Genomic DNA, 14434 nt, shown 5'->3' on the forward strand with positions numbered 1-14434 from the left:
GATGCTCGAGATCGCGACCCTCGAAACCGAACGCCTGCGCCTGTGCGCGCTCGGCGAACGCCACTTCGAGGCGTACGCGGCGATGCTTGCCGACGCCAGCAGCACGCGATTCGTCGGCGACGGCCAGCCGCTCGACCGCATGAACGCATGGCGCTCGATGGCGATGCTGCTCGGCCACTGGGCGCTGCGCGGCTGCGGCATGTGGGCGGTCGAACTCAAGCACAGCGGCGAATTCATCGGACGTGTCGGCCTGCACTATCCGGAAGGCTGGCCCGACCTCGAACTCGGCTGGATGCTGGTGCCGGCGCAGCGGCGCAAGGGCTACGCGACCGAGGCCGCGCGCGCCGCACTCGCATTCGCCTTCAACGATCTGCACGCCGCGCGCGCAATCAGCCTGATCCGCGCCGAGAACAGCGCCTCCGAACGCGTCGCGCGCCGCCTCGGCGGACGCCAGGCGACGACGATCGATTTCCTCGGTCATGCGACCCTCGTCTACACGTATCATCCGCCGGTCGCCTGAGTTCCCCTGCCGCCCACGCACATGACGCGCCTGTCGCTGCTTTCACCGCCCGCTTACCAGCGCACGCGCTGGAAGAACGACGGCGGCTGGACCACCGAGGTCGCGCGCAGCGGCGGAGACGATTTCCGCTGGCGCGTCAGCATCGCCGAAATCGAGAGCAACGGGCCGTTCTCGTCGTTCCCCGGGGTCGAGCGCGACCTGCTCCTGCTCGAAGGCAACGGCATCGAACTCGACATCGACGACGCGCCGCCGCGCAAGCTCGTGCAGCGCTTCGAACGCGTGCATTTCGCCGGCGAAGCGCGGGTCGATTGTCGCCTCGTAGCCGGCCCGACGCGCGACTTCAACGTGATGGCGCGGCGCGACGCGGTGCGCGCGGAAGTCGTCGCGCGGCCGCTGGTTGGATCGATGGTGATCTTTCCGGAACGCGGCGCCGAATGGTGCGTGCACGTGTTCGCGGGCAGCGCGACCGCACGCTGCGATGCGCAGACGCTCGCGCTGGATACCGGTACGTCGCTGCTCGCGGACTTCCGCGAGGGCGGCAGCCGCCTCGTGATCGAGGGCGGCGGCGAGCTTGTGCTGGTGAAGTTCGTCGCGCCGGAGGCTTGAAGAACCTCCGGGGTAGCGAACGCAGCCGGCGCTGCGCTCAGGGTGAACGGACTATTGGATGGCTGGACTCCCCACCTGTTCGCGTTGAGCGCAGCGAGCGCAGTCGAAACGCTTGCGACCCTTCGACTCCGCGCCTCGACTACGCGCCTCCAGTGCTGCGCTCGGGGCAACGGATTTTGGGGGATCGTCGCGTCAGCCGCCATCGCGACCGCGCAGTGTGTGCCACAGGTACGGCGCCAGCAGTGCGAGGCCGATGATCCAGTGCACGAGCGCGACCGCCGCGCGGGTGTCGTCGCCGCTGCCGTAGTAGAGCAGCCATCCACTCGCGATCAACATGATGAACACGCCCGCGACCACGATGCCGCTCGCGCGACGGCGCGCGCGCCAGGCCGGGATGACATGGATCGGCCACAGCAGTCCGAACAGCCACAGTGCCGCGAACGCGGCACCGCCGTGCAGGCGCAACGACCAGATCTCGAGTGGATGCGGTTGTTCGCCGAATTCGCCCGCCCGGCGCAGGAAATAGTGCAGCACGATCCAGGCAACGCCGCTCAGCCAAAGCACGCCACCGATGCCGTGCACGATCCATTCGCGCCGGCGCGACAGGCGCGCGACGCGCTTGCCGGCGTGGTGTCGACGATGCCTCATTCAGCACCGAGCATGCGCCAGCGGCGCTCGCCGTCGCGCAGGCACGCCGATGCGCGATGCCGACGCAGCAGGCGTTCGCCGATGCGTGCGTCGGCGAGCACGACCTTGGTCAGCGCGTCCGCGATCATGCAATTCGCGGCGAGCACGCTGACCGCGCGGCGTGCCCGCAACGCGCGGCCGGTACGCGGATTCACATGCGCGGCGCACGCGCGCGGCGCGACCACGCTGGTCGCAAGCGCGGCGTCGCCCAGTTCTATCGAGGGTGCGGCTCCACCGTCCCCGTGGCGCAACGCAATGCGTTCCGGTGCGGCGCCGTACCGCGCGAGGTCGCCACCCGCATTGACGCTCGCCGCAGACGCGCCGGTTGCGCGCAGGCACGCGAGCGCGCGATCGACCGCATGGCCCTTGGCGATTCCGCCGAGGTCGATCCACACCGGCTGGCGCCGGCGCACGCGCGAGTTCGGCAGCAGTTCGATGTCGCGCCAGCTCCCCGATGCCGCTGCGCGCGTCGCGGCCGGCGTCGGCAGCACGCCTCGTTCGACCAGGTGCGGCGCGATCGCCGGATCGAAGCGTCCGTTCGATTCCTCGGCCAGCGCACAGGCCGCTGCGAGCACGGTCCAGGTGCGCGCGTCGACCTCGACCACCGCTCCCGGGTTCGCCCGATGCAGGCGCGACAGGTCGCTGTCCGCCTCATGGAAACTCATGCAGCGATGCACCGCGGCGACCTCGGCGAATGCAGCTTCGATCGCCGCGATCGCCCGCGCTTCGGCAAGCCCTTCGACGCGCATTTCGACGAGGGTGCCGAGCCACGGGCGTGCGCGCGTGATCATCGGCATCAGCCGGCCGCAAGCAACGCGCGCTGGTGCAGCTGCAGCAGGCGATGCACGCCCTCGGTGACATGGCGCGTCGAGAGCGTGGCGCCCGAAATACCCTTGATGTCGCGATCAAGTTCGACCGCATCGCGTGCGGTCTTGCCGACGAACTGCCTGCGCCACGCGGCGAGGCGCACTTCGCTGCCGTGCGTCTCGCGATAGTCGAGGATCTCGATCGCCTTGACCGCACCGTTCGCGTCGAGCGCAAGCGCGTAGGTGATGAGCTCGGTCTTGCCGATCACGCGATCGACCATGAACCAGCCAAGACGCGTTCCACCCTTGACCGCCTCGAACAGCTGCGGCGTCCAGCCGGCGCCGCCAAGCTCGGCCGCGAGCACGGTGTCCACCGGCGGCAGCGCGCGAAACGCGTCGGCGTCGGCGAACATCGCCTGTTGTGCCTCGGCGAGGCTGAGGTACTGGGTCGCCCAGGCCGCGTGGAATGCGGGAACGGCAGCCAGACCGAGCGGGAGGATCCAGCGCGAGCGAACGGAAGGCGTCATGGCCGAACTGTCTCCTGCGAACGTGGCGCCGCGCAAGGGGCGGCGCCGCGCCGACGATCAGAACTGGTAGCCGACGCCGAGATTGAAACGGTTGCCGTAGCCCAGCGCGAGATCCTCGAGATTGAAATGCTGGTAGTCGGCCTTGAACACGACCTGCGGCGTCAGGTAGTAGTTGAGGCCGAGCGTCCAGACGCGCTCGGTGTCGGCCGCGGGTACGCCGAGGCCTTGCGGCATCGGCGCATACGCCGCCGCCGTGTTGAACATCTCGTAGCGCAGGAACGGCGCGAGCGAGGAATCGCCGCGTTGCCACGCGCGCCACGCAGCTTGTACATAGCCGCCCCAGAACGACTTCGGCACCGGCGTCGGATTGCCTACGAAGCTGACGTTCAGCGCCTCGGTGTCGCTGATGCGACCGCTCGCATACAGCGCGGCGAAGTCGAACGGACCCGGCTGCCAGCGCACGTGCGCTTCGCCGAGCGTGAGACGCGCGTCACGGGCGAGGAAGCTGTCGTCACCCTGTCCGATCTTGCCGGTGAACACGCCGCCGCCCGCGCTGAAACCCGGGATGCCCTGCCAGTTGAGCGCGGCATAGACCGAGGGATCGTGCGCCTTGGCGAGCGCCAGCTCCTGGTGGATCGCACCCAGCGGGGACTCGCGCCCCTCGGCAGAGGTCGCGTCCCACTTGCCCAGGTCGAAACCGGTGGTGATGCCGACGTTCCATGACAGGCCCGCGTCGGTGCTGCCGAGCAGCGATACGCCACCTTCGCGCCACGTCGAGGGAATGATGGCGGTCTCGACGAAATTGCGTTCGACGCCGTAGTAGGTCGCCGGCTCATGCCGTTCGTTGATCAAGCCAAGCGGGATCAGGGTCAAGCCCGCGCGCACGGCCATCGCCGGATTGACCTGATGCTCGATGTACAGCTGCTCGACTTCGCTCTCGCCCGAATCTTCGGCCGACACGATCGCGTGTTCCCACTCGAGTTCGCCATAGACGTGCGTGTCCTCGCTGAAGGCATGGCTGAAGCCGATCACCGCGCGGCGTACGTCGGCCTGCGCAGCGGCGCCATTGCCGGTCGGACGCGAGTAGTTGAGCTCGCCGTAGCCCCACAGGCGCGTGTCGTCGTGCGTCGCGGGCGGGGCGGCAGCGAGTGTCGCTGCCGGCGCTGGTGCGGGAAACGGTGCAGGCGCGCTTGCCGCGGGCGGTGCAGCGGGCGCGGCGCCAGCTGCGGAATCGTTCGCGCGCGTGCCGCGCAGCTGCGCCATTTCCGCCCTCAACGCCCCGACCTCGGCACGCAGCGCCGCGAGCTCCTGGCGCAGGCTTTCCTCGTCCGCATGCGCAGGTGGGGCGGCAGCAAACGCGGCGACGAGCGCCAGCGCGATCGGGGTGCATCTCATGGTGTTCTCCGTGACATGGGGAATCAGGGTGCGGATGGCGGCAGGTTGCGCGCTGGATCGGCCGTATCGGTCGCCGCGTCATAGCCGTCGGTGAGCGTGCCGAGGAACGCGACCAGATCGTCGATCTCGGCATCGTCGAGGCGCGGCGCCTGGCCCGGGCGACGGTCGTACGGCACTTCCGAGGCATTGACGTTGCGCGCGAACTCGGCCGGCAAGTCGTCGAACTTGCGCAGCGCGCCGTCCTCGCCGCGCGGATAGAATTCGTCGGGATGCGTGTCGCGACGCACGTAGAAGCGGATCGCGTCGCGCAGGTTCTTGAACAGGCCGTTGTGGAAGAACACCTGGCGCGTGGCGACGTTGCGCAAGGTCGGCACCTTGAACGCGCCGCACAGGTCGCGCCGGTCGGCGAGATCGACGCGATCGGGACCACACAGGCCGAGGTCGAAATAGGTCGGCTCCGCGTTCGCGGGAATTTCCATGTTGCGGGGCACGCCGAGGTTGTCGTAGGTGTAGTCGGTGAACAGCGGCGGCGAGCCGTCGGCGCCACGCTGGCTCGCATGGCAGCCGTTGCAGTTGCCCTTGCGCGGATTGTTGAACAGCGCGAGTCCGCGCAACTCGGCCGGCGCAAGCAGGACCCTGCCGGCGAGGAACGCGTCGTACTTCGCGTCGAACGGATGCAGCTCCGGCGCCGACTGCTCGAACGCGGCGAGTGCGAAGCGCACGCGCAGGAACACGCCGTCGGCATCGTCGAACGCATCCTCGCCGAACAACGCACGGAAACGATCGGCGTATGGCGCGGCCTCGACTTTCGCGGTGATCGCCGCCGCGTCTGCGAGCGCCATCTCGTGCGGCGCCACGAACGGTCGCGCCGCCTGTTCGAGCAGACTCGCCGCGCGGCCGTCGCGATTGAAGCCCGCGGTCGGCGTGCCTTCCTTGTCGAACGAGAACGCGGCACGATTGAGGTAGCGCAGCGACGGCACGCTGCGGAAACCAGGCACGTCGAGCAACGCACCACCGGCCTGCACCGACAACGCGTTCGACTGCGCATGCGCGTGAGCGGGGTCGTGGCAGGTCGCGCACGACATCTGTCCGGATGCGGACAGGCCCGGGTCGAGGAAAATCTCGCGCCCGAGCGCGGCTGCCGTGAGATCGCCGTCGGCGGCATGGGCCGGAACCTCGGCAAGACCGAGTGCGAGGATCGCGAAGGCAAGGCGACAGGACGCAAAGCGACGCGGCATGGGGTCGACTGCAAAGAGAATTCAGATGAGAACGATTCTCAATTGTTTCCGCATTCGAGTCAACCGGCAGGCCACCCAGCTCATCGCCTGCGCAACCGCTCCGCCTCCCCGCGCAGCACCGCATGCGCGGACTGCCCGAGATCATCGAGCAGGCGTTCGAGGAACGCCGGCGTGGCGGTTTCCGCGGCATGGCGCAACCACCGCAGCGCGGCTTGCGCATCGCCCTGCTGCATCAGCAGCGACGCATGGCTGACCTGGCCACGGAAGTCTCCCGCGTGCGCGGCGCGCCGATACCATTCGGCCGCCGCTGCGGAATCCCGCTCGACCGCCCAGCCTTCGTCGTAGTGGCGACCGATCATGTTCATCGACTTCGCATGGCCGCGCTCGGCCGCGCGGCGGTACCACGCGAGCGCCTGCGCGCGATCCTGTGCGACGCCGCGACCGGCGCCGAGCAACTGCGCAAAGTTGTACATGCCCCACTCGCTGCCCTTCGACGCAGCCTTGCGATACCACGCGGCAGCGAGTTCCGCGCTCACCGCGGCGCCGAAGCCAAGTTCGTGGCAGCGGCCGAGCATGTTCATCGCCTGCGCATGACCGCTGTTCGCGGCGAGCGCGTACCAGTGCAAGGCCTCGTCCGCGTCACGAACGACGCCGCGCCCTTCCGCGAGCGCCTGTGCGTACAGCGCCTGTGCGTCGACATCGCCCGCATGCGCGGCCGCACGCACTTGCGCGATCGCCGCCTCAGACATCCGACCACTCTCGCAACAGGTTGTGGTACAGCCCGGTCAGGCGCACGAGCTCGGGCGCGTTAGGCAATTTCTGCGTGAGCTGCTGGATCGACACGTCGAGTTCGAACAGCATGCGGCGCCGCGTCTCGGAACGCACGAGGCTCTGGATCCAGAAGAACGCGGCGACGCGCGCTCCGCGCGTGACCGGCTTCACCTCGTGCACGCTGCTGCCCGGATACAGCACGAGGTCACCGGCCGGCAGCTTCACGCCGTGCGTGCCGAACGTGTCCTCGACGACGAGTTCGCCGCCGTCGTAGTCCCCGGGTGCGCTGAGGAACAGGGTCGCCGAGAGATCGGTGCGCACGGGTTCGGGGCTGCTGCCGGAACGGTCGTAGCGGATCGCATTGTCAACGTGGACGCCGAACGACTCGCCACCTTCGTAGCAATTGAACAGCGGTGGATACACACGCCGCGGCAACGCGCCGGCGAAGAACGTCGTGTTGCGGCCGAGCGCCCGCAACACGAGCGCGCCCAGTTCACGCGCGAGCGGGTCGTCCCCGCCGAGCTGGCGGTTGCGCTTCGCCTGCGCCGACTGCGCGCCCGCGGTGACGCGCCCGTCGATCCACGCGGCGCGTCCGAGCGCCTCGCGGCAGTGCGCGAGTTCGCCTTCGTCGAGCACATTGGGCACATGCAGCAGCATCGTCTTCCCTCGAAGACGCGACGGCAGGGCTCCGTCGCGTCAGCTCGATCAAAACACCCAGGTCGCGTTGAGCACGGCGGAACGCGCGTCCCCCGGCGTGCCCCAGGCGACGTCGCCGGCGGTGCGCACGCGCGCGAGGTATTCCTCGTCGAACAGGTTCGTCACGTTGAGCTGCAGGCGCAGGTGCCTGTTGACCTTGTAGGCGACCATCGCGCGATGCATCCAGTAGCCGTCGACCGAATTGAGCGGACCGCTCGGATTCGCGGCGGAATGCTGGCTCACTTTGTAGCTGCCGACATGGGTCGCGCCGTAGCCGAACTGCCACTGTTCGGAGAGGTCGTAGGTCGTCCACAGGCCCAGCGAGTTGTCCGGCGTCGACAACAGCGGGTCGCCCTTGGTGTAGTCCTGGCCCTGCGAGGACACGTAGTTCGACGCGCCCCGCACGACTTCGCTGTCGAGATGAGAGTAGTTCGCGTAAACCGCCCAGTGTTCGGTCAGGTTGCCGCTGACGCCGAGCAGCACGCCGTCGACGCGCGCGCGGCCGTCGAGCGTCTGCTGGCCGGACGGGTTGTCGGGATTGCCGGGGTCGGCGACGCGGTAGTTCCTGCGGTCGTTCCGGAACACCGAGCCGGTCAGCGACAGGCGGCCGCCGTAGAGGTCCCACTTCGCGCCAAGCTCGTAGTTCACGGCCGTCTCGGGATCGACATTGCAGTTCGCGGTGCCGGTCGTGCTCGCCGCCGTGCACGAGCCGTTCACCGACGCCGCCGACGGCGTCTTCGAATTGCTGTAGGCGACGTACACGCTCGCGTCGTCGACCGGCTTGTACACCAGGCCGGCGCGGTACGAGAACAGGTTGTCGCCATTCTCCGCGGTCGGATTGGCACCCGTGATCGCGCCGATGTTGCTGTTGTCGGGATTCGGATTCGCCGCGGTCGGCGCGACGAACTGCTTGACGATCGCGCTGTTCGAACGTGCCTCGTTGCGCTCCCAGCGCATGCCCGCGTTGAGCGACCAGCGATCGCTGAACTTGAGGTTGTCGAACACGTAGAGCGCGCTGTTGTCGAGTTCACCGTCGACCTTCGAGGTCAGTGTGCGGTGAGCCGGACCGGTGTAGTACGAATCCGGATCGCCAATCGGCATGAACGGGAAATAGCCCGGCGCCGCGTACGGATTCGTGCCGTCGTCGTTGCGGTACTGACTGTAGCCGGACAGCGCGTAGTCCTCGTGCGACAGCGAGACGCCACCGACCATTGTGTGTGCGATCGCACCCGTGCTGAACTCGCTGGTCAGGTCGGTCTGGTTGTAGAGGATCTTGTTGGTGGTGTCGCGGATGTTGCCGCGCGGCCCGCTCGGCATGTACATGCCCGTTGGCACGACGACCTCGAACGGCGTGCCACCGTTGAGCGTGCACGACGCACCGCTCGGCTGCAGGTTGCCGGGCAGGCAGAACGTGCCCTGGGGCGGGTCGACCAGCGAGAACTGGGTCACGCGCTGCGCGCGCGCGAGATTGCGGAGCGAAAAACCGTCGCCGAACGTGTGCTGGAACACGCCGGTGAGGGCGTCGGCACGGATCTGTTGCGTGTCGTAGTTGCGGTAGCCGTAGTAGGCGCCTCGGTCGACGCCCGCCAGCACGTCGCCCTTGAACGTCGGGATGCCGTATTGCGGAACATTGTCGTCGTGCTGGTGGAATCCGCTCAGCGTGAAGCTCGTGTCGGTGCCGAGGCCGAAGCCGATCGACGGAGCGATGCCCCAGCGGCGGTAGTTCTCGACGTCGCGCCCCGGCACGTCGTTGCGGTGCGCCATCAGGTTGAGGCGCACCGCGGTGGTGTCGCCAACCTGCTGGTTCGTGTCGAGCGTCGTGCGCGCGTAGTTGTCGCTGCCGATGGCGGCGTTGACCAGCGTGCGGTCGCCGAGCAACGGCGTCTTGCTCACGAGGTTGACCGAACCGCCCACCGAACCCGAACCCGAGTAGACCGAGTTGGCGCCGTTGACGAGCTCGACATGGTCGAGGTTGAACGGATCCGAACGCGTGTACTGCGCGCTGTCGCGCACGCCGTCGACAGTGATGTCATTGCTGCCGGTGAAGCCGCGCAGGTTGATGCTGTCCCCGTAGCCGCCGCCGCCTTCGCCGGCCCCGAACGTGATGCCGGGCAAGGTACTCAGGATGTCGCGCAGGTTGAGCAGGTTTTGTTCGGCAATGATCTTCTGCGGCACGATCGTGATCTGCTGCGGCGTATCGAGCAGGGGCGCGGTGAATTTCGGCGACGCCGCCTGGTTCAGCACGCTGCCTTCGACGGTGATGCTGTCGAGCTGCTCGGCGACGTGCTGGTCGCCGTCGGCGTCGGCGTTGCCGGCGGTCGCATCGCCGACACCGCCCGCACCGGTTGCGAGAGCGGGAACGCCGGAAACGAATGCCGTGCCGAGTGCAGTGGCTAGCAGACGCTTCGGCGTCGCGTGGCTCGCGGTGATGTACGGGTGGTGGGACATGATCACGATCCTTCGGGGCTTGCGGTGGTGGTAGCGAAAGGCATGGGTGGCGGCAGGCTAGGTAACGACGGCATCGAGCGGCTGTCGTGCGGCCGCACGGCGCAACGCGTCGTTGCGCCGGCGCAGTACCCACATCCACACGCCGCTCAATGCGAACAGGGGCATCAGCAGCGCGGCGGTCGCGGCGACGATGCGGCCCGGCACGCCGAACCAGCTGCCCGAATGCAGCGGGAACAACGAGGCGACGAAGCGGCGGCCGCGCGGCAGTTCCGCATACGGCTCGCGGCTGCGCACGCTGCCGTCGCCAGGGTCGAGCTTGAGGGTGTCCCAGGCGCGATCGTGCGGACTCGTCGCCGTCTGGTAGCGGATCTCGAGCGCGCCGTCGACCGTCGCCGACGTCGCGATGCTCGCGCGCGTAGCGTCGGGTGCCTCGCGCAGGAATGATGCCCACGCTGCGTCGAGCGAAGCGACCGCGGGCGCGTCGTTGGCCGGTCCGCGACGCGCAGGCATGGGCACGCCGGCGAGACCGTTGACCGCGTTGCGATAGAAATCGTACGACCACCAAAGGCCGGTCGCCGCCGCGACAAGATAGGGAATCAGCAACCAGGTGCCGACGACCGCATGCAGTTGCCACCAGAAGGCGCGCCCTTTCGCGGCGGTGTTCACGCGCAACCAGGCGGACGGCGAACGCGCCCGCCGCGGCCAGCGCAGGTACAGCCCGGTCGCGATGAACACGAACATCAGTGCCGTGCTCGCGCCGACGACCTGCTTGCCGACCGGCCCGACCGCGAGATTGCGATGCAATTGCTCGACCGTCGCGAAGAACGCGGTGCCACGTTCGGCACCGAGTACGGCACCCGAATACGGATCGATCGCGATCCCGCTCGGCCGCTCGCCCGAACGCGCCATTCGCATGCCGACTGCATGGTCATGCCCTTCCCAGGCGATGCCGCGTACCGAGTGCCCGGGCATCGCCGCGTGAGCGGCGGCGATCCAGCGATCCGGCGTCAGCGCTGCGCGGCCTTCGGCGCTCACGCGCAGCGCGGGGTTGAGCCATGACAGCACGGGCTGTTCGAGCCCGAGAAGGCCGCCACTGAACCCGACCAGGCCGAGCACCAATCCGGCGCTGATGCCGGCGAGCCAATGCAGGCGGAACAGCATGCGTTTGGACAGCGAACGACGCACTTTGCGGAGCCCCACTGGAGAAGGTGCATGATTGAATCACAAATGCGAATCATTCTCAACAGCATTACTTTTGATCGAATCCGTACACCAATGCGTTGGCAGCGGCGAATCCGTTGGGACACACTCCGACGATCTCCCGTCGTCACTGGAATCCGGCGATGCGCATCCTGATCATCGAGGACGACGCCGCGATCGCCGACGCGATCGGAGCGGCGCTCACCCAGGCCGGTCACGCGGTCGATCGCCTCGCCAGCGGTCGCCAGGCCGACACCGCGCTGCGCGACCATCCGTACGATCTGGTGGTGCTCGACCTTGGCCTGCCCGACGTCGACGGCATCGAGCTGCTGCGGCGGCTGCGCGCGCGAGCCGACGCCGTACCGGTGCTGGTCGCGACCGCGCGCGAGGAACTGGAGGAGCGGGTGCGCGCACTCGATCTCGGCGCCGACGACTATCTGGTGAAGCCGTTCGCGTTGCGCGAATTCGAGGCGCGCGCGCGTGCATTGCTGCGTCGGCGCACGACCCAGGGAGTGCCGGAACTGCAACTCGGGCGCATGCGCCTGGACCTGCCGCGCCGGCGCGCGCAGGTCGATGGCACGCCGCTCGAACTCACCCCGCGCGAATTCGGACTGCTCGAAGCGCTCGCCTCGCGCCTCGACCGCGTGATGAGCCGCGAGCAATTGATCGAGGCACTGTGCAGCTGGGACACGACCCTGACCGACAACGGGCTCGACATCGCGGTCTACCGCCTGCGCCGCAAGCTCGACGGCAGCGGTGTGCGCATCCGCACCGTGCGTGGCCTCGGCTATTTGCTGGAAGCGGCCGATGCGCTCACCTAGCCTGCGGCGGCGCCTGCTGACGATCCTGGTCGTGCCGATGGCACTCGCGTGGCTCGGCAGCGGCGCGCTGATCTACGTGCTCGCGCTGCACTACGCCAACATCAACTACGACCGCTCGCTGGTCGACGGCGCGCGCGCGCTGGAACGGATGATCCGCAGCGAGTCGGGCCGCGAGGAACTCAGCCCGCAAGTGCGCATCCTGATGGAGTACGAATCGGCCGAGCCGACCTACTACGTCGTGCGCAGCCTCAAGCACGGTGTGCTCGCCTCAAACATCGACCTGCCGGCCGGGATCCCGTTGCCGGTCATCGACGCGACGCCACGCCTCGATTCCGTCGACGGCATCCGCCGCCCCTTGCGCGTCGCCTCGCTGGCGCTGCACGGAGATGACAGCGGCGACACCATCGTCGTGTCCGTCGCCGAAACCCTCGCTGGCCGCCACGCGCTCGCGCGCGAAATCCTCGTCGGCACGCTGCCGATCGTGTTGCTGCTGATCGCGCTCGTATTGGTATTGGTCTGGGTCGGCGTCAGTCGCGGCCTGCACCTGCTCGACCCGCTGGTCGAGCAACTCGCGCAGCGCCGCGCACGCGACCTGTCGCCGCTCGACCAGCGCGGCGTGCCAATCGAGATCCGCCCTTTGACGCGCACGATCGACGCCCTGCTCGCGCGCCTGCGCGAACTGCTCGAGCTGCAGGAGCGCTTCATCGCCGATGCCGCACACCAGCTGCGCACGCCGCTGGCCGGACTGCGCCTGCAGGCCGAGCGCGCGCTCGGCGACCCGCGTCCGGAAAGCGTGCGCGACGCGCTCGTCCATGTCGAACGCCTGTCGGCCGGCGCCGGGCGCGCCGCCGGCCAGCTGCTCGCGCTCGCGCGGGCGCAGGCGATCAACGAGAGTGCCAGCGGCGCGGCGCGCGTCGATCTTGCGCAGCTGGCGCGCACCTACATCGCCGAACGCGTACCCGATGCGCTCGCCGCGCAGATCGATCTCGGCTACGAAGGACCGGCGCACGGTGCCGACGTCGCCGGGGATCCGGTAATGTTGCGCGAAGCGCTGGTCAATCTGGTCGACAACGCGCTCAACCATGCCGGCGAGCAGGGCAGCGTGACCGTCTCGCTGACCTGCGAACTCAGCACGATCGCGCTCGGCGTGGAAGACTCGGGTCCCGGCGTTGCGGCGGAATGGTGGCCACGCCTTGGCGAGCGCTTCTTCCGCCCGCCGGGGAGCCGGCGCGACGGCTCGGGCCTCGGCCTCGCGATCGTGCGACGCGTGGCCGACAGCCATGGCGCCGCGGTCGTGTTCGGCCGCGGCCGCGACGGCGGTGGCCTGCGCGTCACCCTGCGCTTCGCGGCGCTGGCGCCGGACGAGCCTCAGCCGTCGCGATCGTCGCGCGTGTAGACGACACCGTGTTCGACCTTGACCGGAAATTTCGCGGTCGGTTCGTACGCCGGCGGGCACAGCGCCGCACCGGTGGTGATGTCGAAGCGTGCGCCGTGCCGCGGGCACTCGATTTCGCGTCCCTCGATGACACCGCCGGTCAGTTCACCGCCGTCGTGGGTGCAGACGTCCTCGATCGCGTACAGCTCGCCATCGACATTGAATACCGCGATCGGCGTGTCTCCGTCCCACACGACGCGATACTCGCCCGGCAGCAGATCGGCGGTCTCGCACACGCGCAGCCAGTTCATCGATTCGATCCTCCGCAAGAGCGAAAGCCTGAAACACGAAGCTACACCCCGAGAGACTTCACCAGCAGCTCGAAGCGCAGGTCCGCGCGCTTGGGAATGCCGAAACGCTCGTCGCCGTACGGAAAGGGCCTGTACTGGCCGGTGCGGCGATAGCCGCGGCGCTCGTACCATGCGATCAGTTCGTCGCGGATCGAGATCACGGTCATCTGCATCTCGTTGCAGGTCCAGTCGTCGCGAGCGATGCGCTCGGCCTCGGCCAGCACGGCGCGGCCGATGCCGCCGCCCTGCAACTGTGGGCTGACCGAAAACATGCCGAAGTAGCCGGCCTGCCCCTGTCGCTCGATGTGCGCGCAGGCAAGCAGGCCGGCAGCGGATTCTGCCAGCAGCACCACGCTGCCGGGTTTGTCGAGCAGTGCCGCGACACCGGCCGGATCGGTGCGCTGCCCGTCGAGCATGTCCGCCTCGGTGGTCCAGCCACGCTTGCTGCCTTCGCCGCGATAGGCGGACTGCACCAGCGCGACGATCGCATCGACGTCGGCCGCCTGCGCGACGCGGAAACTCCAGGATGCGGCCGTCGTGGTCATGCGGGTTCCGTCTTCGGTGGTGGCGTGCGACGCACCTGCCAGCGCCGCCCGCAGGGTGGCCCAGGGCAGCACTGCGCATTTTCGTCGCAAAGGATGGTGCTGCAAGTCGCGCATCGCGGCGAGTGCACCCAGCCCTTCGGCGTCGCCGTGGCCGGCGATGAATTCGCCGAAGCGGCGATCGAGCGCCGTGACCTCGTCCGCGTCGAGACCGGTGACGAGATCGCCGAGCATCGACGCGGCTGCGGTCGCGATCGCGCAGGCCTCGCCGCGGTGGCGCAGTTCGACGATGCGACCGTCCTCGCAACGCAGCTCTATCCGCAGGCGGTCGCCGCACAGGGGATTCGCACCGTCGGCGGCATGCGTGCTCGCGACCAGCGAGCCGCGATGGCGCGGCGCGCGATAGTGGTCGAGCACGATTGCGCCATACAGCGCGGCGTCGGTCATTTCGG

Annotated in this window: 15 protein-coding genes and 1 pseudogene; 4 read left to right on the forward strand and 12 right to left on the reverse strand. The window is 68.6% G+C overall.

Features of this window, described 5'->3' with window-relative positions:
* Nucleotide 1: 1 nt before the first annotated feature.
* Together ACILRJ_RS11840 and ACILRJ_RS11845 are read left to right on the forward strand one after the other, a co-directional pair.
* Nucleotides 2-520, forward strand: a complete 519-nt coding sequence (locus tag ACILRJ_RS11840) for a GNAT family N-acetyltransferase (protein WP_395683392.1) — start codon at nt 2-4, stop codon at nt 518-520.
* Between the two features lie 21 nt (nt 521-541).
* Nucleotides 542-1126, forward strand: coding sequence for a HutD family protein (locus ACILRJ_RS11845; protein WP_395683393.1), 585 nt, complete (start codon nt 542-544; stop codon nt 1124-1126).
* Nucleotides 1127-1318: 192 nt separating this feature from the next.
* On the opposite strand, the gene ACILRJ_RS11850 is transcribed toward ACILRJ_RS11845, so the two are convergent.
* From ACILRJ_RS11850 to ACILRJ_RS11890, 9 genes are all read right to left on the reverse strand, one after another.
* Nucleotides 1319-1774: a hypothetical protein gene (locus ACILRJ_RS11850; RefSeq protein WP_395683394.1), complete on the reverse strand. Its 456-nt coding sequence runs from the start codon at nt 1772-1774 to the stop codon at nt 1319-1321.
* A complete protein-coding gene (locus tag ACILRJ_RS11855; RefSeq protein WP_395683395.1) occupies nt 1771-2604 on the reverse strand; it encodes an FAD:protein FMN transferase in 834 nt (277 codons plus the stop codon). Before ACILRJ_RS11855 ends, ACILRJ_RS11850 begins: the two co-directional genes overlap by 4 nt.
* Before the next feature lie 5 nt (nt 2605-2609).
* Nucleotides 2610-3146 carry an FMN-binding protein gene (locus ACILRJ_RS11860; RefSeq protein WP_395683396.1) on the reverse strand — a complete coding sequence of 179 codons (537 nt, stop codon included), beginning with the start codon at nt 3144-3146 and terminating at the stop codon, nt 2610-2612.
* Nucleotides 3147-3203: 57 nt separating this feature from the next.
* Nucleotides 3204-4541 carry a hypothetical protein gene (locus ACILRJ_RS11865; protein WP_395683397.1) on the reverse strand — a complete coding sequence of 446 codons (1338 nt, stop codon included), beginning with the start codon at nt 4539-4541 and terminating at the stop codon, nt 3204-3206.
* A 23-nt stretch (nt 4542-4564) separates the two neighbouring features.
* Nucleotides 4565-5779, reverse strand: a complete 1215-nt coding sequence (locus ACILRJ_RS11870; protein ID WP_395683398.1) for a cytochrome-c peroxidase — start codon at nt 5777-5779, stop codon at nt 4565-4567.
* Between the two features lie 80 nt (nt 5780-5859).
* Nucleotides 5860-6528 (reverse strand): tetratricopeptide repeat protein, encoded by a 669-nt coding sequence (locus tag ACILRJ_RS11875; protein ID WP_395683399.1) that lies wholly within the window; start codon nt 6526-6528, stop codon nt 5860-5862.
* Entirely contained in the window at nt 6521-7207 is a 687-nt protein-coding gene (locus tag ACILRJ_RS11880; RefSeq protein WP_395683400.1) for a Fe2+-dependent dioxygenase, read from the reverse strand. Before ACILRJ_RS11880 ends, ACILRJ_RS11875 begins: the two co-directional genes overlap by 8 nt.
* 48 nt (nt 7208-7255) lie before the next feature.
* Nucleotides 7256-9694, reverse strand: a complete 2439-nt coding sequence (locus ACILRJ_RS11885; protein ID WP_395683401.1) for a TonB-dependent receptor — start codon at nt 9692-9694, stop codon at nt 7256-7258.
* A 57-nt stretch (nt 9695-9751) separates the two neighbouring features.
* Complete coding sequence (locus ACILRJ_RS11890) at nt 9752-10879, reverse strand: PepSY-associated TM helix domain-containing protein (protein WP_395683402.1); 1128 nt, start codon at nt 10877-10879, stop codon at nt 9752-9754.
* Between the two features lie 158 nt (nt 10880-11037).
* Between ACILRJ_RS11890 and ACILRJ_RS11895 the strand changes: the two genes are divergently transcribed.
* Both ACILRJ_RS11895 and ACILRJ_RS11900 read left to right on the forward strand, forming a co-directional pair.
* Nucleotides 11038-11715 (forward strand): response regulator, encoded by a 678-nt coding sequence (locus ACILRJ_RS11895; protein ID WP_395683403.1) that lies wholly within the window; start codon nt 11038-11040, stop codon nt 11713-11715.
* A complete protein-coding gene (locus tag ACILRJ_RS11900; protein WP_395683404.1) occupies nt 11702-13111 on the forward strand; it encodes a sensor histidine kinase N-terminal domain-containing protein in 1410 nt (469 codons plus the stop codon). The genes ACILRJ_RS11895 and ACILRJ_RS11900 overlap by 14 nt, the downstream gene beginning before the upstream one ends.
* Here ACILRJ_RS11900 and ACILRJ_RS11905 read toward each other — a convergent pair.
* From ACILRJ_RS11905 to sufU, 3 genes and pseudogenes are all read right to left on the reverse strand, one after another.
* Nucleotides 13084-13401: a Rieske (2Fe-2S) protein gene (locus tag ACILRJ_RS11905; protein WP_395683405.1), complete on the reverse strand. Its 318-nt coding sequence runs from the start codon at nt 13399-13401 to the stop codon at nt 13084-13086. The genes ACILRJ_RS11900 and ACILRJ_RS11905 overlap by 28 nt on opposite strands.
* A gap of 41 nt (nt 13402-13442) precedes the next feature.
* Nucleotides 13443-13985, reverse strand: a complete 543-nt coding sequence (locus tag ACILRJ_RS11910) for a GNAT family N-acetyltransferase (RefSeq protein WP_395683522.1) — start codon at nt 13983-13985, stop codon at nt 13443-13445.
* 51 nt (nt 13986-14036) lie between these two features.
* Nucleotides 14037-14429 (reverse strand): annotated as a pseudogene (sufU, locus tag ACILRJ_RS11915) (Fe-S cluster assembly sulfur transfer protein SufU); the annotation flags it as partial.
* Between the last annotated feature and the right edge of the window lie 5 nt (nt 14430-14434).

Source organism: Dokdonella sp. (genome assembly GCF_044227025.1).
Classification (GTDB): domain Bacteria; phylum Pseudomonadota; class Gammaproteobacteria; order Xanthomonadales; family Rhodanobacteraceae; genus Dokdonella_A.

Excerpts from the sequence above, each read along its gene's own strand:
- ACILRJ_RS11875 (WP_395683399.1), bottom strand. The coding sequence starts at position 6,528 with ATGTCTGAGGCGGCGATCGCGCAAGTGCGTGCGGCCGCGCATGCGGGC.
- ACILRJ_RS11885 (WP_395683401.1), bottom strand. The coding sequence starts at position 9,694 with ATGTCCCACCACCCGTACATCACCGCGAGCCACGCGACGCCGAAGCGT.
- ACILRJ_RS11900 (WP_395683404.1), top strand. The coding sequence starts at position 11,702 with ATGCGCTCACCTAGCCTGCGGCGGCGCCTGCTGACGATCCTGGTCGTG.
- ACILRJ_RS11895 (WP_395683403.1), top strand. The coding sequence starts at position 11,038 with ATGCGCATCCTGATCATCGAGGACGACGCCGCGATCGCCGACGCGATC.
- ACILRJ_RS11865 (WP_395683397.1), bottom strand. The coding sequence starts at position 4,541 with ATGAGATGCACCCCGATCGCGCTGGCGCTCGTCGCCGCGTTTGCTGCC.
- ACILRJ_RS11905 (WP_395683405.1), bottom strand. The coding sequence starts at position 13,401 with ATGAACTGGCTGCGCGTGTGCGAGACCGCCGATCTGCTGCCGGGCGAG.
- ACILRJ_RS11880 (WP_395683400.1), bottom strand. The coding sequence starts at position 7,207 with ATGCTGCTGCATGTGCCCAATGTGCTCGACGAAGGCGAACTCGCGCAC.
- ACILRJ_RS11910 (WP_395683522.1), bottom strand. The coding sequence starts at position 13,985 with ATGACCACGACGGCCGCATCCTGGAGTTTCCGCGTCGCGCAGGCGGCC.
- ACILRJ_RS11870 (WP_395683398.1), bottom strand. The coding sequence starts at position 5,779 with ATGCCGCGTCGCTTTGCGTCCTGTCGCCTTGCCTTCGCGATCCTCGCA.
- ACILRJ_RS11855 (WP_395683395.1), bottom strand. The coding sequence starts at position 2,604 with ATGATCACGCGCGCACGCCCGTGGCTCGGCACCCTCGTCGAAATGCGC.
- ACILRJ_RS11845 (WP_395683393.1), top strand. The coding sequence starts at position 542 with ATGACGCGCCTGTCGCTGCTTTCACCGCCCGCTTACCAGCGCACGCGC.
- ACILRJ_RS11860 (WP_395683396.1), bottom strand. The coding sequence starts at position 3,146 with ATGACGCCTTCCGTTCGCTCGCGCTGGATCCTCCCGCTCGGTCTGGCT.
- ACILRJ_RS11850 (WP_395683394.1), bottom strand. The coding sequence starts at position 1,774 with ATGAGGCATCGTCGACACCACGCCGGCAAGCGCGTCGCGCGCCTGTCG.
- ACILRJ_RS11840 (WP_395683392.1), top strand. The coding sequence starts at position 2 with ATGCTCGAGATCGCGACCCTCGAAACCGAACGCCTGCGCCTGTGCGCG.